We start from the raw sequence: 21,547 nt of genomic DNA, 5'->3' as shown, positions 1-21,547 counted from the left end.
CCGGATCGGCGGTACCCACGGGCGCCGCCAGGTTCACTCCGGTGAACTGATTGCCCCCGGTCGTGTCGGCTTCGGCCCTCAGGTTCACCGGCACCGCCATCGGCAACGTGCTGATCGGCACGCCAAGGGCGTCGTGGTAGCGGCGCAGCGCGCCGCACACGCCGGCGAGGTAGGCGTCGTTGATCGATACCCCGCCGGCCTTCGCGGCCTTGTGCAGCTCGGAGAGCGGTATGTCGATCGCTTCGCTGCGGGTGGCCAGGCTGCGCCGGCGCAGCAGCGGCGACGGCTCGGCGGCCCGGTTGATCACGCGCATGCCCGACAGGGCGTAGCCGACGATCCCCGAAACCGCCGACGCGGGTTCCAGAACCGCCCGCCCGGCCACCGACACCGCCCCGGACACCGCGCCCAGGACGCCGCCGAATATCGCCATGGGAAGGTGATTGATGCCCTGCCGCATCAAATCGTTGGGGGTCAGATCCTGCGGAATGGGCAGCGGGGGCGTCGTCCTGGCCGGTGGATCGCGCTCGAGGTCATAGATTTCGGCGAACATCTCGACGCTGCCGACACCGTCGGTGACCGCGTGGCTGACATGCAGCAGTGTCGCGGCCTTGCCGTCGGCCAGACCCTCGACCAAGGTGGCTGTCCACAACGGTCGCGAGATGTCCATCGGTGACTGCAGGATCACCTCGGCAAGATCGAACACTTCCCGCAGCGTGCCGGAGCCGGACACGCGTACCCGGCGCACGTGGAAGTCCAGGTTGAAGTCGGGATCCACCACCCAGCGCGGGGCCGCCGTCGGCAAGGTCGGCACGACAACCTTCTGGCGCAGCCGCAACACCCGCCGGGAGGCGTTTTCGAATCGGCTCCGGAACCGCTCCCAGTCCGGCGTCGTGTCGAGCAGTTCCAGAGCCATGATCCCCGACCGAGTCCGGGGATTTGCTTCACCCCGATGCAGCAGGTAGTCGACCGGCCCAAGCGCATCGGGCAGCTGAACGGCCTCGACGGACTCAGTCATGGTCGTTAGCTCGACGCGTCAGCCTTGTCACCGTCGATCAAGCCTCCTGCCTCGGACCCAGCGAACCCGTTTGCCAACACAACGCTAGTCGGGTTGCCGCGCTGGTGAAAGGCGCGATCCGGTGCCGGGGCGTGGCTCAGCTGGCCGAAGTCCCCGACAGCGCCAACGAATCCGTCACCCCGGCGCGCTGTCCGTAGACCACACCCAGGAAGTCGGCGACGGCATCGGCGGCCAGCCGCGATCGGACCGTCGGGGTGATGTCAAAAGCGTGGAAAGCGTTGGCAAGTTCGGCGTGGGCCACCGTGGCGGCTCCGGCCTCCCGCAGCGCCGCGCAGAAGGCCCGGGCCTGGCCGCTGGGAATCAGTTCGTCTTTCTCACCGTGCAGCACGAAGAACGGCGGGGCTCCGCTGTGCGCATAAGAAATCGGCGACGCCGCCCTGAACCGCTCGGGCTCGTCGGCGTAGCGGGTCTTCAGGACAAAGTGCTCGAGGAACGGCAGCATCATTGCGTGCATGTTCTCGAAGTCGGTGAAGTCGTACACGCCGTAATACGGCGCGGCCGCCTCAACGGTCGTGTCAGCGTCTTCGAATCCGGGCTGGAACGTCGGATCGTTGGGGGTGAGCGCGGCCAACGAGGCCAGGTGCCCGCCCGCCGACCCGCCGGTGATCGCGATGAAGTCGGGATCGCCACCGTAATCGGCGATGTTCTCGCGGATCCACGCGATCGCCCTCTTCACGTCGATGAGCTGCGCCGGAAACGTGCAGCGCGGGCTCTTGCTGTAGTCGATCGAGACGCAGATCCAGCCGAGTTCGACCATCCGGCTCATCAGCGTGTGCGCCTGACCGCGTTTACGGTTGACGGTCCACGCCCCTCCCGGAACCTGTAGCAGCACCGGCGCCCGGCGGCCGGGCGCCACATCATGACCCCGCCAGATGTCGAGCAAATGTTCGCTGCCACCTGGACCGTAGGAGATGTCGGAGGTCTGCGCCGCGTACCGGCGGTACGGCCCGGGCCTGCCCAATAGTCCGCCGCGGGGCGCGCACTTGGACTGATCGCAGGTCGGATGGCGCACGCGGTCACGGAAATCCGCCCCGAAGGACTCCTCGAGCGCAGCGGTGAGGGTTTTGTCCGCCCGCTGCGAGGCCAAGATGGTGGCAACGCGGCCGATGGACGGGTGCGATACCCGGGACAACGCATGCCCGGTCAGCACGTGCGGGGGAAATTCCGTGGCCAGCCAGCCGGCAAGCCAGCCGACCGCGAACGGCGAGCCTCGCAGCAACAAGGCGCAGGCTCGACCTGTATCTCTGGCATCGAACGCCAGTCGCAGTGCTTGGGCACCGGCCCGCGAGCACCGCGAAGTCAAGTGCATGGCCACGCACATAACAACGCCACCCCTCGACGTTATGCACACGCCTCGTTGCGGTGAACGGCTGTTTATCAACCGGTGTTGTGCGTGTGTCGAGGTTCACACCATAACCGATATTCGCGGTGGGGGAAGCCTTTTCGCGCGCGTCGCGTTCCCAAAACCTATCCGGAAAGCGCCGTTGGATAGACTGACCTGCGCATTGCCTCCGTAGCTCAGGTGGATAGAGCAAGGGCCTTCTAATCCCTAGGTCGCACGTTCGAGTCGTGCCGGGGGCACTGATCAGAGGGTGTTTTTGGTCCCGCCGAAAATGCCGGTCATCGTTTATTCATCGTTTATGTCCGTCACGGTGCGATCCAGCAGGTCGGCGACCTGGTTGTGGACGCGTCCGCGGGACATGTACCGGTCTTGGGTCATGGACACCTTGGCGTGCCCGAGGTGGTCCGCACCGATGCGTGCCGAGAGCCCCGCGTCGTCGATGAGCGTCGCCACGGTCTTGCGGAAGCTGTGCGAGGTCACCTCAGGCATCCCAAGCTGGTCGCGGACGGCGCGCCACGCCGTGTTGAAGTTTTCAGGGTCGCGAAGCGTTCCGCTGCAGGATGCGAAGATCGTTTGCTGCTGGCCGACGTACGGGCGCTTGCGGCGTTCGTTGAGAACCGTGACGGCGAATGACGGCAGCGGAACGGTGCGGCGGCCTGCGGCAGTCTTGGTCTCGTCGATCCGCGTTAGGCCGACCCCACGCTGGCGTACCAGCTTGCCGGTCACGTCGATGGTGCCGGCGCCGGCGTCGAAGTCGCTCCAGCGCAGTGCAAGGAGCTCGGAGTGCCGCAGGCCGGTCGCGATCAAGAGCGTGATGGGGTCGACCAAGTCGCGCTGTTGGCAGGCAGACGCTCGCAACTTCGTTAGGAGATCGCGCACTTCCTCGGCCGTAAGTGCCGAGGCGCCCTTTGGCGCCGCCTTGGACCTGATCGATTGCACATCGCGGACCGGGTTTGTGCCGAGCACGTTGTTGAGGACGGCGAGCTGAAGCGCGCCGTGTAGGAGGGTGCGAGCGCGCCGAGCCATTGTGGGGCCGTGGGTACTTCGCATCGATCTGAGGGCGGCATCGATTCGTGCCGGTGAGGCTTCTCCGACGCGCACTCCGGCGATGAACTTGGCGAACTTGGTCGCGTCATAACGGTAGGTGTCGAGGGTCCGCACCGACCGACCGTCTTCGGCGAGGCGCGCGATGTGTTGGTCGATGAGGACCACAACGAGCGTGTCGAGCCCGATCGCATCCGGGCCGCTCGGCGGGCGGCGTTCGGCGAGCGACTCGATCAGCGCATCTTCCGCGAGCTTTCCCCGCTTGTCGAATTCATCGGCGGGACCGACGCGTTGGACGATCCGTGTCACGCCGTCGCTATCGCGATAACGGCAGCGAGCCAGCCACACTCCCGCGCCGAGATAGATCCGCTTCACCTTGCCGTGCTGCCCGATACGCAGCGAAGGTCTCCCGGACACGAGGCTAGGTGTGGACGCGCGCGGCGACAGTCATGTTCGCCGATCGAGAAGAGGTACTGCTGTACATTGGCCTATGTAAGTCAGGCGGAGTCCCGCTTATTCTCGTTGTATCGTTTTGTTTCCCAGTCGATTACATCGCTCAGCCGGTACCGAACATGTCGGCCGATCTTCGCGTAGCGGGGTCCAGCTCCCCTTCGAGGCCCATTCGGCTGGAGTCTTGACCGGAAGCCCGTATCGCTCCGCGAGCTCTTGCCGGCTCAGCCACTTGTCCTCTGCGAATTCCTCCATGGCGGTTACTTCCCTTCGTTCCGCATTGCAGCTGGATAACATCACTGTAAGTCGCCGCAAAGACACGCCGTGCACTTTTTTCGCGTGATTCGGTCGGGTCCGTGGAGGCTCATCTTTATCAGCCGGCGCGGCTCTTGGGGGGTCGCAAGGGCAGTCGCGCAGGTCATCTGCCCACGCGCTGACCTGAGGTGACAGCTTCGCACGATGTCGCTATGCGTAGACGCGCATGGTTTCTGGTGCGTGTAAGACACGACGCATAGCTTTGCGTGCGCTTTCGCGGCGATTGTGCGAATCTGTTCGGCTGCCCACCAGAAGGAGCCACGCACAATGTGACAGTCCAAGGAAAGGGACAGACGTGGAAGACGAGCAGGAAGAGGTAGCGCGGGTACGAGACTGGATCGGCCGACTGGAAGGGTTCATCTCGACACTCGACGGACTGGACGGCGCGACTCCATACGACTTCTGCGAGAGCGCCTGTGACGCATGGAAGAACATCGCCATGGTGGGCTACCCGCCACCAACAAGTCCGGCCATGCTCATTATCGTCGAGTCGTTCGGCGCACTGGCTAACGTGCTGACGACAGTGTCGATGGACTGGGCGGACACGCCCGACGTCCGGGATAGATTGACCCGCAGTGATGTTGAGCAACTGGTGAAAGATGCGCTGGATGGCATCTGCCGCGATGCTCGGCGGTGGTTGTCGGAAGGTCTGCCGTCGGATGATGAGGTGAAGCAACGCGCTGCCTCTGCCGGTGCGGGCGTGAGCGAGGCCTTGGACGCCCACGAGAGCAAGAAGGCCGAACTGGACGCTCAGGACGCCGAAGCGGCCGCAGATCAGTACGGAGCGATTCTGTTGCACCGCGATCCCAGCGTGTCTGACGCATCCATCTTCGAGAAGGTGTGTTCGTTCACCAAAGAGGAAAACACTAGGTACGTAGAGGCGTACGACCGACTTCGGCGGATGATCGACAGTGAGTTGTTGCAGCACATCTCCGACGAAAGCGATCGATTGTGCGATGTGCTGATCGGCGTGCTTCGCGAGCTTCAGAGGCAGCAAGTGTCACTAACCGACCTGGACGCCATGGATGAACGGCGGCGCAGGATCCGGTCGGCGCTGATTTCCTTCACCGCTGCGCTGCAGATCCATGAGTATCAGACGATTCGCAGCGCGCGGCAAACCCTCGGTCTGGACCGTTCACATGTGGAGGAGGTCAAATCGCTCTTCGACGACCTCAAGAAGACCTCGTTTGAGTACCGGTGGCTGGAGGCATTGCGCGATGCGCTGCAGCACGGCGACATCAACACGTTCAAGTGGAGTTTCAACGTAAGTGTCCGCGCCGATCCCGAGGTGAAGATCGACATGGACCGCGCGTTCATGCTGGAGTTCATCAACGACAACCGGAACAAGCCCTGGCTCAAGCGTCGCGAGCTAGAGGAGTTGGATTCTGATCCCAGCGTGCTGGACATGATCAAAGAGATTCAGCCGCTCATGGGTCCGCTTCAGGAAAAGCTGGATAAGGTCTTGTACCCGAACGTTGCAGTGGACGCCGCAACGGTGCGGGAGCTGATCGGCCGATTTCAGGGCAGGCAGGGCATGTATTTTCTGCAGACCGGCCCTGGCTTTACTCGGCGTCAGTTGGCGCCGTCACAGTCACCTCTTGCACCGCGCGTGCTGGCCTTCGCGGACAACTACGAAGCCGTGGCACAATCGGAAAGCTGACGTGCCGGTGCCGCCAAGGTGGGCAGGTAGCTGACGACCGCGTCCGAGTGCGGCTGCAGGTCAAGGTGGACGCGATGTGGACATGACGCCCGTTTGGGGCCGCACCGCCCAGCGCCGGGCAGACCACAACACGTCCCCTAACTGCGAAAACACTTGGCGGGGCGGGCGGGGCTCGAACCCGCGACCTAATTAGCAAACCTTTGGTCCTGGTAGGACCAGTTGCTGCTCGTTTCCCATTGCGCGACAACTGGATTGACTATCTCGAACGTCCGATAGGAACCGGACAATTCCGGTAGGTTCCTGGTCATTGGCGGTGAATAAACGGTGACCGGCAGCCCGCCTGTAACCATTCCACCAAGACACCGCCGCCCACCGCCACCGCGCGACTCTGACCCCCAGACTGCCAGGAACGGGCAGACGCAGTAACCAGGCAAGATCGGTCGCCAATGGTCGTGTAGGCGGCGTCGCTGGGACAGCAACTGTCGTCACAGTTGTCGTCAAGATTGTCGTCAGATCGAGGGCTGCGGTTTCGGCGCGTTGAGCCGTCAGGTGTGCGGGACGGGTCGCACGCCCGTGTGGATCAGCTCGATCAGTTGTCCCTCGGGGTCGCGGACCATGCATGCGAAGCCCCCGCCGGGATCCGCGATGACGGTCCCGCCGGCGCTCCGGACCGCCGCTTGTGCCTCCGCCATGTCATCGACGGCGATCGACAGGTGCGTGAGACCTGCACCGACCATCGTGCGCTCAGGCTCGTCAGGCGCGGGGTGTCCGGAGAACGTAAGCAATTGCAGGACGAAGCCGTCGTTGCGCAAATACACGGCCTCGAACCCGATTGGAGGTGTGAGCGGCAACAGTCCGCCCGCTACCTCGTCGGGGATCGTCAACCGCTTCGCCTCGGTGAAACCCAGTGCCTCATAGAAGCGCTTCGATGAGTCGAGGTCGCGGACACGGAGCCCGACGTGGCTGATGTTCATACCTTCCTCCATGGCTGGGTCTCGATCTGCCTCCGTCGCGTAGGCGAAGAACAAAATCCGTATCGATCTACTCGGGTGAACCGATGCACCAACGCTCCTGACACCATTGGCAACAATACACTTGTATAGCATGACGACGTCTCTGCGCGTCACGAGTAGGAGAGGGAGATGCCGAATCCGACCAACGACGTCTGGATGGTGCTGTCCACCGCCCGGTCGATCCGCCGATTCACCGACGAGCCGGTCGACGATCAGACGCTCGACCGCTGCCTCGAGGCGGCGACGTGGGCCCCGAACGGTGCGAACGCACAGCTATGGCGGTTCGTCGTTCTCGACGCACCCGAACAGCGAGCAGCCGTCGCCGTGGCGGCGCGGAGGGCGCTCAAGACCGTCGAATCGATCTACGGGATGAAGAGGCCGACCGACGACGATCGGGGCCGCGCCGCGCGCAATAACCGAGCCACTTACGAGCTGCATGATCATGCCGGTGAACACACGTCCGTGTTGTTCACCGCGTTTAAGAACGAGTTCGCCTCCGAGTACCTGCAGGGCGGGTCGATCTTCCCCGCAATGCAGAACTTTTACCTCGCAGCGCGGGCCCAGGGGCTGGGGGCGTGCTTCACAAGCTGGGCGTCCTACGACGGCGAGCATGTACTCCGCGAAGCTGTCGGCATTCCGGACGAGTGGTTCCTCGCCGGGCACATCGTCGTCGGCTGGCCGCGCGGGCACCACGGTCCGGTTCGCCGGCGTCCGATTGCCGACGTCGTCTTCCGCAATCGCTGGGACCCCGTGCACGCCGACATCCTCTACGGAGCGGGTGCCCGGCCGCGGCGCGGCTGAACGAGCGACATCAACTGTCCAATACGTCCTGACTCCAGACGCTGGCGTCAAACGCCGGCGGGACCCGGCCCACCATGCATGTAGAGCGTCTGTCCAGAGCAGAAACTCGAGGCGTCGGACGCGAAAAAGAGTACCCCGTGCCCGATCTCGTCGGGCTCACCGATCCGACCCGAGGCGTTGGTCTGCCCGATTGCGTCGATTTCAAAGCCCTGTCGCTGAACATCGGCCTCGAGTCCCGGGGTGCGGATGGCGCCGCACGCGATGCAGTTCACCCTGACGCCCTTACGGGTCCACGCCGCCGCCATCGATCCCGTCAGGTTGTTAAGCCCCGCTTTGGCTGCGGCATAGACCGGTGCTTGCGGCATGGCCAGCAGGCTGGCGCCCGAGGAGATGTTCACGATGGCCCCCTTACCTTGCGCGATCATGGGTTGGACCGCGGCTCGAGAGAGGTACCAGGCACTCGACAGGTTGAGGTCGAGGACCTGATGCCATTCCTCGTCCGTCCACTTCATGATTGATTTGGTCTCGCCGCCTCCGGCGTTGTTGACCAACACGTCGAGTCGGCCGAACTCGGCAAGCGTTGCGTCGACGAGCGCCCGGCACTCGTCCGCCTGGATCACGTCCGCCAGCACCGCGAGCGCGCGGCGACCGAGTGCCTCGATCTCGCTTACCGTCGATTTGAGCGGCTCAGGCCGCCGCCCGGCGAGCACGATGTCGGCGCCGTGGTCGGCCAGCACAAGCGCCGTTGCACGGCCGATGCCTGTTCCGCCACCTGTGATGACGGCGACCCGCCCCTCCATCGAGAATCTGTCCTTCACAGAACCACTTCCTATCCAAGGCCGTCGCGGCCGCGTGTGCAATACGACTGTACAACATACCTACACGCAATCAGCCTGCTGATCACTGTGAAGCGATGGACGTCGATGAACAGAGCTCGTCAACCATCGCCGCATACCGGTCGAGGAACGACATCGTCGTCGACGGATCATTGCCGTCGCGCCGCCCTCCACCCACCACGGCGCGGTTGAAGCCGAGGTCTCGGTAAGTCGCCAACCCGTCCAGCGAGGGGTCGCCCCACGCCATGATCGTGAGGTCCAGCGTCGTGGGGTCGCGGCCGGATTCCTCGGCCGACCGGCGAAACTCAGCTAGCGCACTCGCCACGTCCCCGAACGCCGCGTCGCCGGGAAGCCAGCCATCGGCCCAGGAAAGACAGCCGCGCGTCGCCTTGGGTCCGGTGGCGGCAGCCAGGAGCGGCGGCCGCGGCCGCTGGTACGGCTTCGGGTATGACCACACTGGCCCGAAGTCGTAGAACTCGCCGTGGTATTCCGGCTCGTCCTCAGTCCACAGCGCGTCAAGTGCCGCGACCATCTCTCCGAGCACCCGGTAGCGATCGGACCAGCCGACCGATCGCGAGTGCTCCAGCTCGATACGGAGCCCGACCCCAACCCCGAGCAGGAGTCGCCCGTTACTCATCTGGTCGAGTGTGGCCACCTCCTTGGCGAGGATGAACAACTCGCGTTCTAACGGCAGCAAAACGGCCGTGCCGATGCGGAGATCCGTCGTCGCCTGAGCCGCTGCCAAAAGTGACAGGAACGGGTCCCACATGCGCTTCTGCGCGCCAAGCAAGCCGGCGGGGAAGTGGTCCTTGGCCGAAACCGGTATCTGCGGGTGCTCACCGACCCACATCGACTCGAACCCACGCGATTCGAGCTCCGGCCCGAGCACGCCAGGAGCAATGTCGCGCGGCGTGTTCAGCGAGACGAATCCCAGATCCATCGACCCTCCTTCTGATCAGTGCTGTACGATCGTACGGCATGTCACGTCAGACGGCCGAATGCAACATGGGAGAACGATGCACGTTTTGGATGAAAACCAGCTCTCCTATGACCCTTACAACGTCGAAATCGACGCAGATCCGTATCCCATGTACCAGCGCCTCCGGGACGAGGCGCCCCTCTACTACAACGCGAAGTTCGACTTCTGGGGCCTGAGCCGCTTTGCGGATGTCGAGGCCGCCCTCCGTGACGTCGAGAACCTCAGCTCGGCCAAGGGCGACATTCTCGAGGTGGTCAAGGCCGAGCCGGTCATGCCACTAGGTGTCTTCATCAACGAGGATCCCCCGCTTCACACTGTGCATCGGCTGCTGGTATCCCGCGCGTTCACGCCGAGGAAGATGCAGGCCATCGAGAACCAGGTGCGCGCGTTCTGCGCAGCCTGCCTGGATCCGCTGACCGACGGAGATCGTTTCGACTTCACCCTCGATCTTGGAGCCGAGATGCCGATGCGCGTCGTCGGCATCCTCGTCGGCATTCCCGACTCCCTGCAGCGGACTGTCCGGTCAGTCGCCGGCCGTAGGCTGCGCAACAAACCCGGCGAGCCGCTCCCGGTGAGCAAGGACAACTACTTCAACGGCAACATGTTCCGGGAGTACGTCGAGTGGCGGGAGCAGAACCCATCCGACGATCTCGTCACCGAGCTCTTGCACGTCGAATTCAAGGACGTCTCCGGCGCCGTGCGTCGATTGAGCACCGACGAGCTTCTGGTCTTCCTCGGCGTCATCGCGAACGCCGGGACCGAGACGGTGGGTCGACTGTTCGGCTGGCTGGGCAAGCTGCTCGGCGAGCACCCGGACCAGCGACACGAGCTGGTCGAGGACCCGTTGCTGATCTCGGGCGCGGTAGAGGAGGTCCTGCGCTTCGAACCTCCGGTTCACCACATCGCCCGCTACGTCGCCAGTGATGTTGAGTACCACGGACAAACTGTTCCCGCCGGGAGTGCGCTCCTGCTCATGGCCGGGTCGGCGAACCGCGACGAACGGAGATTCGACGATCCGGAGCGGTTCGACATCCACCGCAACGCCAATCATTTGTCCTTCGGGCGCGGGACACATTTTTGCCTAGGTGCGTCGCTGGCTCGGCTCGAGGGCCGCGTAGCCCTCGAGGAGATCTTGAAACGCTGGCCCGACTGGACGATCGACATCGACAACGCCGTACGGGCACCGACGTCCACCGTGCGCGGTTGGGACTCCATGCCCGCCATCGTCGGCTGACGGGCAGCGAGCCCTCAGACGCGGTCGGAGCGCAGCGCAACCGGCACGTTGAGCAAGTTGTCGGTGCCCGGCACGTCGGCGAATTCCATGGCCCAGGCCGCCTTTCCATGCTGCGCCACCCAGCACGATCCGGTGGCCTCGATGGGCAACCTGGCCGCGAGAAGGACTGCGTCGGCGATCGTATCCGGCTCCATCACAGGAACACCGATGCGTTCGACTAGCGGGCGTCTGTTGCCGAGCACGCCCGTTTCGGTGATCCCGGGGCAGATGGTGTGGACTGCGATCCTCTCGGGCGCGAGGTTCGGCGCGATGGCACGCATGAAACCGACCACACCGTGTTTGCCGAGTGAGTAGACGGGGTCGGGGTGCCACGGCAGTATGCCTGCGAGTGAGGCCGTCGCCAGGATCGCGCCCTCGGTCCCGTCACTACGGGCCCGCATCGTTCGGACCGCCGCGACGGCGCCGAAGACGACTCCGTCAAGGTTCACGCCTACGGACCTGCGGTAGTCGGCCACATCTAGCGAGCCGATGTCACCCGACCAATGAATCGTGATGCCGGCGTTGAGGAACGCGAGATCTACACTCCCGAGATCCCGGAAGCACGAGGCGAAAGCTTTGTCCACCTGTTCGGGTTTGGACACGTCGCACTCCAGCGCCAATCCGTCGAGCGATTCAGCGACCGCCGAGGCAGCGTCGCCGTCGATGTCGAGCACGCAGACCCGCATGCCTTCGGCCGCAAGCCGCTGTGCGGTCGCCCGCCCGATACCGGAAGCTCCGCCGGTGACGAGCGCAACCCGTCCCTTGAGCTTCATCGGTTTTGCTTCAGTCGATTGGTCACCACCGGTCGACCGGTTCGCTTTCCAGAAGGAGAGGCCGAATGTATGACGGGTCGGTCCGGTCCCATTTGCCTTTGATGAAGCCCTTGACCGCGCCGGACGCCAGGACGGACGAGTCTCCGTTCATCATCCATTCGACGGTGCAACGCCGTACCGCGATCTTCCAGACCCCGTCGCGGCGTTCGACGCGGTCGAGGTAGCGGCCCCCCATCAGGGCAACCGTCTTGCCTCCCTTGACCCGCATGGCACCGATCACGTAGCTCTCGCAGTGCGCCTGGTCACCGTCGATTTCGCACGTGTGAGTCGTGATGTTGTGCAGGTGGTCCTCGAACACCGCGCTGTGCGCCTCGTTGGCGTATTGGCCGTACTCCGGGCCGAGCTTGACGACCGGACCGTGCTCGTCGACGCCATCCTCGAGGTAGACACTCGCCATCATCTCGGTGTCGTGGCGGTCGTGGCCTCGTGCCTGGTTCATGACGCAGTCGAGGATGGCGATCCTGTCCTCGACGTACTGCAGACGCTGGCGCAGCTGATCGAGTTCATCGGGTTTCGTCATGGGTTGTCCTTCCGCAAAGGCTTTCGACGGCCCTGGTATTTGTACAACTGTATAGCACACGGCATCTGCATAGTTGCAACCTGAAAGCCGCCACGGTTACCTCCAGATACTGTACATATGTACAGTATCTCTCCATGGGGTCTAACACGCCGCCAGAGACACCCGTCATGGGAATGCATGCGACGATGGCTGAGCGGACAGCCGTGCGGGTGTTGATGTTGTTAGGCAGCCTGCGGTCGGCGTCGATCAACCGTCAGTTGGCTCACCTTGCAATCGAATTGGCGCCCCCAGAAGTGGATATCGACTTCTTCGACCGGTTGGGCGAGTTGCCGTTCTACAACGAAGACCTTGACACGGTCGACGCGGCCGAGCCTGTACAAGCGTTGCGGCGGGCGGCCTCGGCGGCGAGTGCCGCGCTGGTAGTGACGCCGGAATACAACGGCTCCATCCCCGGTGTACTGAAGAATGCGATTGACTGGCTGTCGAGGCCGTATGGCGACGGTGCACTGAAAGGTAAACCGTTGGCCGTCATCGGCGCTGCGCTGGGCCGATACGGCGGAACATGGGCACACGACGGGGCACGTAAATCGTTCGGTGTGGCGGGAGCACAAGTGGTCGACGATCTCCACCTGTCGCTGCCTACGAAGTCTTTGAACGGTGTACATCCACGTGACAGTGCGGTGGTCATTGCGGAAGTGCGAAGAATTCTCGATTGTTTGGTCGGCGCAATTGGCTAGCCTTTGCCGGCCAGCCTGCTGAGCTCCCCCGCCGAGCTATCTCATGATGTGCGCATATTCCTTGTAGGGATGAACGCCGAAGAGATCACGATAAGACGGCGGCTGACGGTCGGCTTCGTCCTTGATGCCGTACTTCACTGCCAGTTCGGCGCCGATCAATGTCTGGCCGCTGACATCGATGAGATTGGGATCGTTGTAAAGCGCCCAGATGACATGACCGGTGAGCTCGGGAGTTTCGGCGGTATCCAATATGTGGCCGAGCTTTTCGGGGTTGCTGGCAATGATGTTCCTGACGCGCTGAGTCAGCAGCGAACCCATCCACATTGAGACCGCAGCAATGCCAAAATCCTTGAAATCGACCGCCATGTCCGCGGCCATCTTGTCCGTACCGGCCTTGGGAACGCCATATGCCGGGCCAAACGCATAGTGGACAGCACCGGAGGACGACGTGAAAACGACCAGGCCCTTGCGCTGCGGAAGCATGAGGGGCGCAGCGTAGACAGTGGCGACGTAGCTGCTTCGCAGTCCGACGGCGAGTGTGTCGATGACGTTGATGGGCTCTTCCCAGAACTTCGTCCGCCTCATCATGTCGTCACGGATGAGTGCGGCATTGTTCACGAGGATGTCGATCCTGCCCTGCTCGCGCCCGATCTGATCGAAGAGCGCCTTCACCTGGTCATCATCGCTGTGGTCGACGCGCACGGCAATTCCGTTGCCGCCCGCGGCGGTCACCTGGTCGGCGGTCTCGTGGATTGTGCCCGAAAGCGTGGAATCCCCCGCAGCCTCGGTGCGGCCGGTGACATAGACGGTGCAACCGTGACTGCCAAGCGCATGTGCGATGCCAGCCCCGGCACCACGGCTGGCCCCGGTTACGACGACGATCGGTTGAGAGTCAGACAACTGCCGATTCCTTGCGTTCAGTGATGGGTCGGGCAAGTCCCTGCTTGTCGCAGATACGTTGCAGCTTCTCCAGCGTCGCGTCGAGGCCCGGTCCACGCTTGCGTCCCGGCGTGAAGGATGCGGGTAGGTGACGCATGCCCTGGATCACGCCGATGCTGTCGTAGTGGACGGTGCCTTCGGGATCGCACCTGTAGTCCGGCATGCGATCCATGACCGCAGTGAGCATTGACTTGAACACCGTGCGGGCAACGTTTGATCCGATGCAACGGTGGACTCCGAGCCCGAAGCTGAAGTGCCGGTTTCCTTTGCGGTCTAGCCGAATTCGGTCCGGGTCATCGAAGAGGGCCGGGTCGCGGTTTGCCATCGCCCACGACAGCCACAATCGCTCGCCCTCTTTCAGCTTGACGCCGCCGAGATCGATGTCTTCGGAGACGGTACGCGCATCACCGGGCGCTGGGGTGAAGAACCGTAGGAACTCTTCGGTGGCCGGATCGAGCAGCGAAGCGCGTTCACAGCTAAGTCGGTCTCGTTCAAAAGTATTCTGCGACAGCCATTCCAGCGCATGTGCGGTCAACGCAGTGGTGGTGTCGAACCCGCCGCCTATCAGCAGATTCAACATGCCGAGCAGCTCGATATCGGGTGGCGCCTCGCCGTCGATGCGGAGCTTGGCGAGCGCGTCGATGATCCCCGGACGGGGCTTCTCACGGATCTCGATGAGATTCGTGTACAGATCGACACCCATGGCCAAGTACAACTCCCGGACACGGGCTATATCGGGCGAGTCAGGTGGGGTGTACACCGACGCGTGGGCCGGCTCGTTGTACTTCGTCCACTTAGCCAGTGGAATACCTAACATCGCCAGTGTCAGCACCGCTGGCACGATGTTGGCGAGATCGCCGACGAAGTCTATCCGGCCTTCTTCGATGCGTTCGTCCAGGCATGCCCGTACCACATCGTCGACGAACGGTTGCCACCGCTTGACCGCGGCAGGCGACAAGTAAGGGTTCAGCGCGTTGCGGTGGTACCGATGCTCTGGGTCGTCCATCTCCAGCATGCCGCCGCGAAAGCCCTCTGCTTCAAGCATCGTTGGGATGGAGATGCCTTTGTAGCCACGGCGTTCACCCCGCACGTCGTGGTCGTTGGATACGTGCGGACAGCGCGCGAGCTCGAAGACCTCTTGGCTAGCCGCGGCGACCCAGTGCCCGTCGTAGGTATCCGTCCAGGCGAGCGGGCAGCGCTGTTGCATGTCGTGGGTGATCACCAGGAAATTCCCGCGGTAGTCGGGACTGTGCCGGTCGAAGTGATAGCGGTGCTGATCGTGGTCCACACCACGGCCTTCATGTGGGGCGCTCACCCGTCCCATCCGTTTCCTTTCGTTTGACCCACGACCTTGGCGGTGCGCAGTCAGATGACAGCGCCTCCGTTAACGCCGATGACCTGGCCGGTGATGTACCCGGCAGCGTCTGAGCACAGGAATGCGCACAGTGCGGCGACATCCTCGCCGGTTCCCAGCCGCCCGGCGGGAATGGCCTGTGTCAACATTTCGGTCGAAGGCAGCTGCTTCGCGGTTTGCTGTTCGCGAAGCATCGGGGTGTCGATGACGAACGGCGGGACGCTGTTCGCCGTGACCCCCTTGGCCGCGTAATCAATTGCGATTGTCTTGGTCAACGCGATCACACCGCCCTTGGAAGCGGCGTAATGGCCCTGCCGAGGAGCACCTTTCTGTCCGGCAGCCGACGAGATGGTGACAATGCGGCCCCATTGCGCCGCCACCATGTCGGATAGTGCGGCCTGAAGGCACAAGAAGGTGCCGGTGAGGTTGACTGCGAGATAGCGGTTCCATTCCGCCAGCGTGATTTTGTCGAAGCGGGTGAACCCCGCGATCGCCGCGCTGGTGACAAGGATTCCAACCGGCCCGAGTTCGCTTCGTACCGTGGCGAATGCGGTCCCAACGGTATCCGGGTTGGCGACGTCAACGTTCACCGCGATGGCACGCGCGCCGGCGGCCTGGAGCTCGGCAGCGACGTTGCCAGCGGCGTCCGCGTTGACGTCGAGCACCGCTACCCAGTGACCGTTCCGAGCGAGCTGCATCGAGATCGATTGCCCCAAACCGGAACCACCTCCGGTCACCACCGCTACCCGGTTGACCATGCCCACTCCGCATCTGCTGTACGACCGTAAAGCCGATGCAAGTGTATAGCACACGAGGCGATGGCGGTCACTCCTGGGCGCGAGTGACATCGGGTGGCGTCGAGGTCAACGACGGGATCGGGATCGCGTAGACGTCTTGCGCTTGCGGGCCTTGCCAGGCGGCTCTATCGCATCCAGGTAGCGCTCGAACGCGCGGATCACGTCGGAGTGTGCAGTCTTGACACCCACCCCTTCCTCAAGATTAAGAAACTTGGGAAGACCGGTCGTCAGTAGGACGATTGCGCCCAGCGAAAGGTCACCTGCGAAGTGCGCCTCAGATCCGAATTTGTCCCTCAGCGCGTCGATCTGGAGTTTGCGCATCCGATCTGTGACGTCAGCGATCTCAGAACGTATCGACTTCCTGTGGTTTCCCAGCGCCATGAATTCAGTGATTAGCGCACCGGTTGCCTCATCCCAGCTGTACTCCCACATTGCATGCAAAGGGTCCTCAGCCCGGTTCTCTAGGCCCTGTCGTAGCAACTCGAGATTCCGATCGGAGTAGCGGCGGATCGCAGCAAGGAAGATGTCGTCGAGCGCAGGGAAGTAGTACTGGACGAGGCTAGCCGTCACCCCGGCTTTCGCCGCCAACGCGCGGTAGCTGACGCTGGCATACCCTTCCTCCAGCATCATCGTTTCAACGCAATCCAGAAGGACGTCGCGCGTCTTAGACGTCTCCGCGCCCACGCGACGGGGGGATGCTGTCATTGGTCACCTCGCTGATCGGTTTATTGACATGTTCCCATTCGCTTAGTGCTGCAGGCACCTATGGCCATAAAACCCCAAGACGCGGTTACGGCTTAGCGGTGTCCTTGGTTGCTTCTTCTCCCGCGCGCCAGCTGATGGCTGTACGAGCGTACAGCGCTTGCTGTATGCTCGTACAGAGCTGAATGAGGAGGGACGTGAGCGACCTGTACTACGACCCGTGGAATGTCGACATTGATGTCGATCCTTATCCGACGTATCAACGACTACGGGACGAGGCACCGCTGTACTACAACGAACGTCACGATTTCTGGGGTCTCAGTCGTTACGCCGACGTCGACGCCGCGTTGCGGGATCCCACCAGGCTCAGCTCGGCCAAGGGCGACATTCTCAAGGTGGTCAAGGCCGAGCCGATCATGCCGCCCGGAGTGTTCATCAACGAGGATCCGCCTCTGCACACGATCCACCGAGCCATCGTGTCTCGAGCCTTTACGCCGAAGAAGATGCGGGCCCTGGAGGAGAACGTCCGGGCGTTCTGCATCGCGTGCCTCGAGCCGCTCGTTGGCGGCGAGACCTTCGACTTCGTGCTCGACCTCGGCGCCGAACTGCCGATGCGAACCATCGGCATGCTCGCCGGTATCCCGGATGCGGATCAGCCGACCGTCCGTGCCCAGGCACATCGCGTGCTGCGCAACAAGCCGGGTGAGCCCCTGCCGGTGAAGAAAGACCACTATTTCGACGGCGAAATGTTCACCGACTACGTGGCATGGCGCCAGAAGAACCCCTCCGACGACCTGGTCACTGAACTGCTCAGCGTCGAATTCGAAGACGAGAGGGGCACCACGCGGCGGTTGACGAAAGAGGAGCTCGTGATCTTCCTGGCGGTCGTCGCCGGTGCCGGCGTCGAGACCACCGGCCGTCTTTTCGGCTGGATGGGCAAGGTGCTAGGTGAACACCCCGACCAGCGGCAGGAACTCGTCGAGGATCGTTCCCTCATCCCTGTCGCGATCGAGGAACTGCTTCGCTATGAGCCACCCGGCCCACACGTCGCCCGGTACGTCGCCGCGGAGGACGTCGAGTATCAGGGACAGACGGTGCCCGCAGGAAGCGCGTTGCTGCTCATGCTTGCCTCGGCGAATCGCGACGAGCGCCATTTCGACGAGCCCGACCGGTTCGACATCCATCGCAAACCCGGCGGGCACTTGACGTTCGGGCGTGGCGCCCACTTCTGTGTGGGTGCACCGCTGGCACGGCTCGAGGGACGCATCGCGCTCGACGAGGTGTTGAACCGATTCCCCAAGTGGGACATTCACATTGACAACGCCCGCCGCTCACGCACCTCGACGGTCCGTGGCTGGGATTCGATGCCGGCGATCGTCAACTGATATGAACACATCAGCGGCAAAACGTATGCTCTTCACCTTGCTGGTGATGGACTCCATCGGTCACAACTTCCACGGCATCTGGCGACATCCGCGCGCCCACAACCGCGAGTACAAACGCCTGGACCTTTGGGTGGATCTAGCGAAGAAAGCCGAACGGGCCAAGATTGACGCCTTTTTCTTCACCGACGTTCTGGGCATTCAGGGCGAGTTCAATGGCACTCGCGACATCGTCTTCGAGATGGGCGTGAACGTGCCGATCGGCGACTGCAGCATGCTGTTGTCTGCCCTTGCTCGAGAGACTCACGACATTGGCTTTCTCTATACAAGTTCGGTGATCCAGCACCACCCCTTCGTGTTCGGGCGAATGATTTCGACGCTCGACCACCTGAGCAACGGTCGGATCGGCTGGAATATCGTCACCTCCGCCAACGAGCGGGCCTTCCGCAATGTCGGGTTGCCGGGCAACCTGTCTCATGAGGAGCGGTATGCCTGGGCCGACGAATATGTCGACGTCGTCTACAAGCTGTGGGAAGGATCCTGGGACGACGGTGCGGTAGTCGATGATCCGGCCCGCGGCATGTACGCCGATCCGACCAAGATTCATGACATCAACCACCATGGTGAGCGCTATCGCGTCGAGGGCTTCAATCTGATGGAACCCTCCCCTCAACGCACACCCGTGCTCGCGCAGGCCGGCGGATCGTCTGCCGGCCTCGACTTCGCCAGCCGCCATGCAGAGCTGATGTTCCTGTCCGCGATGTCACTCGACGCCATTGCGAAGCAGGTTGCGACGGTTCGCGGGATGGCACGCGAACGCGGTCGCCGAGACGTGGACATCTTCTTCCTCCTAGGCGCGATGTTCGTCGTCGGCTCGACCGACGCAGAGGCGCACCGCAAATGGCAGGAGCTTGAGGAGTATCGAAGCCCAGAAGCGCAAATCGCATACTTTTCGAGTCTGAGCGGCACCGATTTGGGCCGCTACAACCCCAGTACCCCGCTGGACGATCTGTTGGAGCATATTCCCGGGATCCGGGGGGCATTCCTTGCCGTGATCAATTCGTGGCGGGGAGCCGGTAAGCCAACCATTCACGATTTCCTGACTGGGCTCTCGGCCTCCCAAATGGTGGTGGGATCACCGGAAACGATCGCTGCGAAGCTGGTCAAGTATCAGGCCGCCGGTGTAGATGGCGTTCAGATCATGAACGTGTTGATGCCAGAAAGCTTTGGCGACTTCTTCGAGCACGTCGTCCCTGTGCTTCAGGACAGGGGGATCATGCAGCGGGACTACCGACAGGGGACCCTCCGGCAGAAGATCTTCGACACCGACACGTCCGATATCTCCGAACGACATCCCGCCTACAGCTACCGCGGGATGTTCAGCTGAGGTTTCAGATGGCGTAGTCACGTCGTGGTCCTCAATCGGGCGGAAGCGGGATACCGCTGGTATCGACGTCCGCCTCGACCTGGAGTCCCAAGCTGTTGAAGGCCATCGCAAGACACGTGTATGTGCCGACGACGAAAGGGATCTCAACGAGCTGGCGCTCGTCGAGTTGCTCTGTCAAGCGCATCCATGTGTCGTCGTCGATGCGATAGCGGTCCAACAGCTGATCGGTCGCCGCCACGAGGTCGCACTCGAGCGGCGTCCACGCGTCGGCGTCCACACCCCGCGTGATCGCGTCGATGTCCTCCTCGTTGAGCCCATATCTCGATGCGAGCAGCGCATGGTGGACCCACTCGTATCGCGCGCCTGTTCGCCAAGCGACGCGCAGCAGCACCAGCTCGCGCGCGCGGTGACCGATCGTGGGCTGCTGCAGTAGCACATTGCCGAAGACGTTGAACGGGCCGGCGAGCGCCGGATGGTGCAGCATCGTCGCGAGCACGTTCGGCGCCGGACCGGTCGTGCGGAACGTCTCGATGAGGCTGTCGGGGAATGCGCCGCGCAGCGCCGCAACTGCATCGTCGTCCCACCGTTCGGGTGGTAATGGTCTGAGCCGCGGCCCCGGATCGGTCATGGCTGCGGACTGTACATCACCTTGGCGGCACTATACAGTCGTATAGCATCGTGATATGTTCCACGAATGGCCCTCACCCCTGAATCACTCGGTGCCGCGCCGGGCCGCGGTCGGCTCACCAGCCGTCGCATCGTGGTCGTCGGCGCCGGTACGCGGCGCTCGGAAGACCCTGATGCACCGATCGGTAACGGGCGCGCCATCGCCGTGCTGTGCGCGCGCGAGGGAGCGGACGTCGCGTGCGTCGACATCGACAGGGAGGCGGCCCAATACACGGCGAGCTTGTGCCAACAGGAAGGGGCTCAAGCCGCAGGGATCGAGGCGGACGTTCGTGAAGCCGACGCATGTGCGCACCTAGTCCAGGAGGCGTGCCGTGAACTTGGCGGCCTCGACGGTGTCGTCGCGAACGTCGGTTTCGGTGCAGGAGCTGGCCTATCCGGGACATCACCGGACTTGTGGGACGAAATCTTCGCGCTAAACGTGCGATCACACTTCCTCGTCGCGCGCGCAGCTCTGCCCGTCCTCGAGGACGGCAGCGCCATTGTGTTCATTGGTTCGGCGGCGAGCCTGCGGGCCGGCACGCGTTTCCCGGCCTACGACGCGTCCAAAGCCGCCCTATTCGGGCTCTGTCGCCATGTCGCGCTCGAAGGCGCGCCGCGCGGCATTCGGGCAAACCATGTCATACCAGGGCCGGTCGATACACCGCTCGGCCGGTACGGGAGTGCAAGCGTCGAAAGGCGCTCACAAATCCGCCTGCCGCTCGGACGGCAAGCCACCGCCTGGGATATCGCCTATGCGACGGTGTTCATGTTGAGCGGAGAGTCGAGCTACATCACCGGTGAATCTCTAGTGGTCGCTGGCGGACTCGGCCAGATGGGTTGAGCGCCATATAGTCTTTACTCTGGCGGACACGCGCCGGTACAAGATTAGCTATTTCGGCGCGCTGAGGCGCTCGACGATCTGCCGGAAGTCCTCGGCCTGGAACGACTAGTCCTCGGCCGCATTCGCGTAGTCGTGCATGTTCAGTACCTCACGCTCGACGTGGATGTTGAGCATTCGCTTTGAGCTCTCGACCGCCTGCCGCGGCAGCTCCATGATCTTCTTCGCGCATACGATCGCCTCGGAAGCGGGTCGACCACACCGTGATGGCGGCCGGCTCAGCCTCGAGGTCGTCTCTCTTGATCTCAGTAAAGAAAATCCTCACCACTGGTTCAGGTAGGTGCTTCGGTTGGCCACGACGCTCAGGCTTAGTGGTCCGGTGACGAAATGCCCGAGCAATGATCAGAACTTGTGGATGGCCCTCGGCCTGGTGACGTGAAGGGGCGCACCTTCCCGAGGATGATCTGAAAGTCCAAGTATCCTGTGATGACCCGTCTCCCTCCCTGAAGTTCACAATACCGAAGCGGGCCCGAGCAACTCGGCGGGCCGGACTTGCAGGCCGGGGAGGAACACAGTGTGGTAGATACCGGATTCGGGCACAATC

General features: G+C 63.0%; 20 protein-coding genes, 1 tRNA gene and 1 pseudogene. 8 read left to right on the top strand and 14 right to left on the bottom strand.

What is annotated here, in order from left to right:
• Positions 1-1,015 (bottom strand): wax ester/triacylglycerol synthase domain-containing protein (locus ACLP4W_RS10080; protein WP_442385994.1); only part of this gene is annotated, 1,015 nt, incomplete at its 3' end.
• A 136-nt stretch (positions 1,016-1,151) separates the two neighbouring features.
• On the bottom strand, positions 1,152-2,396 hold the full coding sequence (locus ACLP4W_RS10075) for an alpha/beta hydrolase fold domain-containing protein (protein WP_442385993.1): 1,245 nt from the start codon (positions 2,394-2,396) through the stop codon (positions 1,152-1,154).
• A gap of 186 nt (positions 2,397-2,582) precedes the next feature.
• On the opposite strand from ACLP4W_RS10075, the gene ACLP4W_RS10070 reads away from it, so the two are divergent.
• Positions 2,583-2,656: transfer RNA gene (locus ACLP4W_RS10070), tRNA-Arg, on the top strand.
• A gap of 46 nt (positions 2,657-2,702) precedes the next feature.
• Here the strand turns inward: ACLP4W_RS10070 and ACLP4W_RS10065 are convergent.
• Positions 2,703-3,878: a site-specific integrase gene (locus ACLP4W_RS10065; protein ID WP_442385992.1), complete on the bottom strand. Its 1,176-nt coding sequence runs from the start codon at positions 3,876-3,878 to the stop codon at positions 2,703-2,705.
• Positions 3,879-4,521: 643 nt separating this feature from the next.
• Between ACLP4W_RS10065 and ACLP4W_RS10060 the strand changes: the two genes are divergently transcribed.
• Entirely contained in the window at positions 4,522-5,886 is a 1,365-nt protein-coding gene (locus ACLP4W_RS10060; protein WP_442385991.1) for a hypothetical protein, read from the top strand.
• Between the two features lie 545 nt (positions 5,887-6,431).
• On the opposite strand, the gene ACLP4W_RS10055 is transcribed toward ACLP4W_RS10060, so the two are convergent.
• The gene (locus ACLP4W_RS10055; RefSeq protein WP_442385990.1) at positions 6,432-6,860 is read right to left on the bottom strand and encodes a VOC family protein; all 429 of its coding nucleotides are present in this window, start codon (positions 6,858-6,860) and stop codon (positions 6,432-6,434) included.
• Between the two features lie 168 nt (positions 6,861-7,028).
• On the opposite strand from ACLP4W_RS10055, the gene ACLP4W_RS10050 reads away from it, so the two are divergent.
• On the top strand, positions 7,029-7,700 hold the full coding sequence (locus ACLP4W_RS10050; RefSeq protein WP_442385989.1) for a nitroreductase family protein: 672 nt from the start codon (positions 7,029-7,031) through the stop codon (positions 7,698-7,700).
• Between the two features lie 47 nt (positions 7,701-7,747).
• Here the strand turns inward: ACLP4W_RS10050 and ACLP4W_RS10045 are convergent, their stop codons facing one another.
• Together ACLP4W_RS10045 and ACLP4W_RS10040 are read right to left on the bottom strand one after the other, a co-directional pair.
• Positions 7,748-8,518, bottom strand: coding sequence for an SDR family NAD(P)-dependent oxidoreductase (locus tag ACLP4W_RS10045; RefSeq protein ID WP_442385988.1), 771 nt, complete (start codon positions 8,516-8,518; stop codon positions 7,748-7,750).
• 82 nt (positions 8,519-8,600) lie between these two features.
• Positions 8,601-9,476, bottom strand: coding sequence for a TIGR03619 family F420-dependent LLM class oxidoreductase (locus ACLP4W_RS10040; RefSeq protein WP_442385987.1), 876 nt, complete (start codon positions 9,474-9,476; stop codon positions 8,601-8,603).
• 76 nt (positions 9,477-9,552) lie between these two features.
• Between ACLP4W_RS10040 and ACLP4W_RS10035 the strand changes: the two genes are divergently transcribed.
• Positions 9,553-10,749, top strand: a complete 1,197-nt coding sequence (locus ACLP4W_RS10035) for a cytochrome P450 (RefSeq protein ID WP_442385986.1) — start codon at positions 9,553-9,555, stop codon at positions 10,747-10,749.
• A gap of 14 nt (positions 10,750-10,763) precedes the next feature.
• On the opposite strand, the gene ACLP4W_RS10030 is transcribed toward ACLP4W_RS10035, so the two are convergent.
• Both ACLP4W_RS10030 and ACLP4W_RS10025 read right to left on the bottom strand, forming a co-directional pair.
• Positions 10,764-11,561, bottom strand: coding sequence for an SDR family oxidoreductase (locus tag ACLP4W_RS10030; protein ID WP_442385985.1), 798 nt, complete (start codon positions 11,559-11,561; stop codon positions 10,764-10,766).
• A gap of 22 nt (positions 11,562-11,583) precedes the next feature.
• Complete coding sequence (locus ACLP4W_RS10025) at positions 11,584-12,141, bottom strand: nuclear transport factor 2 family protein (protein WP_442385984.1); 558 nt, start codon at positions 12,139-12,141, stop codon at positions 11,584-11,586.
• A 173-nt stretch (positions 12,142-12,314) separates the two neighbouring features.
• Here ACLP4W_RS10025 and ACLP4W_RS10020 point away from each other — a divergent pair, with 173 nt between their 5' ends.
• Complete coding sequence (locus ACLP4W_RS10020; protein WP_442385983.1) at positions 12,315-12,878, top strand: NAD(P)H-dependent oxidoreductase; 564 nt, start codon at positions 12,315-12,317, stop codon at positions 12,876-12,878.
• 36 nt (positions 12,879-12,914) lie between these two features.
• Here the strand turns inward: ACLP4W_RS10020 and ACLP4W_RS10015 are convergent, their stop codons facing one another.
• The 4 genes from ACLP4W_RS10015 to ACLP4W_RS10000 all read right to left on the bottom strand — a co-directional run bounded on the left by ACLP4W_RS10015 (position 12,915) and on the right by ACLP4W_RS10000 (position 16,673).
• Entirely contained in the window at positions 12,915-13,778 is an 864-nt protein-coding gene (locus tag ACLP4W_RS10015) for an SDR family NAD(P)-dependent oxidoreductase (RefSeq protein WP_442385982.1), read from the bottom strand.
• Positions 13,771-15,132: a cytochrome P450 gene (locus ACLP4W_RS10010; RefSeq protein ID WP_442385981.1), complete on the bottom strand. Its 1,362-nt coding sequence runs from the start codon at positions 15,130-15,132 to the stop codon at positions 13,771-13,773. Before ACLP4W_RS10010 ends, ACLP4W_RS10015 begins: the two co-directional genes overlap by 8 nt.
• A gap of 50 nt (positions 15,133-15,182) precedes the next feature.
• Positions 15,183-15,929, bottom strand: a complete 747-nt coding sequence (locus tag ACLP4W_RS10005; RefSeq protein ID WP_442385980.1) for an SDR family NAD(P)-dependent oxidoreductase — start codon at positions 15,927-15,929, stop codon at positions 15,183-15,185.
• Between the two features lie 105 nt (positions 15,930-16,034).
• Entirely contained in the window at positions 16,035-16,673 is a 639-nt protein-coding gene (locus ACLP4W_RS10000; RefSeq protein WP_442385979.1) for a TetR/AcrR family transcriptional regulator, read from the bottom strand.
• A gap of 194 nt (positions 16,674-16,867) precedes the next feature.
• Between ACLP4W_RS10000 and ACLP4W_RS09995 the strand changes: the two genes are divergently transcribed.
• Entirely contained in the window at positions 16,868-18,055 is a 1,188-nt protein-coding gene (locus tag ACLP4W_RS09995; protein WP_442385978.1) for a cytochrome P450, read from the top strand.
• Position 18,056: 1 nt separating this feature from the next.
• Positions 18,057-19,439: an NtaA/DmoA family FMN-dependent monooxygenase gene (locus tag ACLP4W_RS09990; RefSeq protein ID WP_442385977.1), complete on the top strand. Its 1,383-nt coding sequence runs from the start codon at positions 18,057-18,059 to the stop codon at positions 19,437-19,439.
• 31 nt (positions 19,440-19,470) lie between these two features.
• Here the strand turns inward: ACLP4W_RS09990 and ACLP4W_RS09985 are convergent, their stop codons facing one another.
• Positions 19,471-20,067 carry a carboxymuconolactone decarboxylase family protein gene (locus ACLP4W_RS09985; protein WP_442385976.1) on the bottom strand — a complete coding sequence of 199 codons (597 nt, stop codon included), beginning with the start codon at positions 20,065-20,067 and terminating at the stop codon, positions 19,471-19,473.
• A 132-nt stretch (positions 20,068-20,199) separates the two neighbouring features.
• Here ACLP4W_RS09985 and ACLP4W_RS09980 point away from each other — a divergent pair, with 132 nt between their 5' ends.
• Positions 20,200-20,946 carry an SDR family NAD(P)-dependent oxidoreductase gene (locus tag ACLP4W_RS09980; protein ID WP_442385975.1) on the top strand — a complete coding sequence of 249 codons (747 nt, stop codon included), beginning with the start codon at positions 20,200-20,202 and terminating at the stop codon, positions 20,944-20,946.
• A gap of 105 nt (positions 20,947-21,051) precedes the next feature.
• On the opposite strand, the pseudogene ACLP4W_RS09975 reads toward ACLP4W_RS09980, so the two are convergent.
• Positions 21,052-21,195: pseudogene (locus tag ACLP4W_RS09975) on the bottom strand (enoyl-CoA hydratase/isomerase family protein); the annotation flags it as partial.
• Between the last annotated feature and the right edge of the window lie 352 nt (positions 21,196-21,547).

Origin of the sequence: Mycobacterium sp. (assembly GCF_052145595.1) — a bacterium.
Lineage (GTDB): Bacteria > Actinomycetota > Actinomycetes > Mycobacteriales > Mycobacteriaceae > Mycobacterium.
Note: the sequence above shows the minus strand (reverse complement) of the source record. Positions and strands in the feature narration are given on the sequence as shown.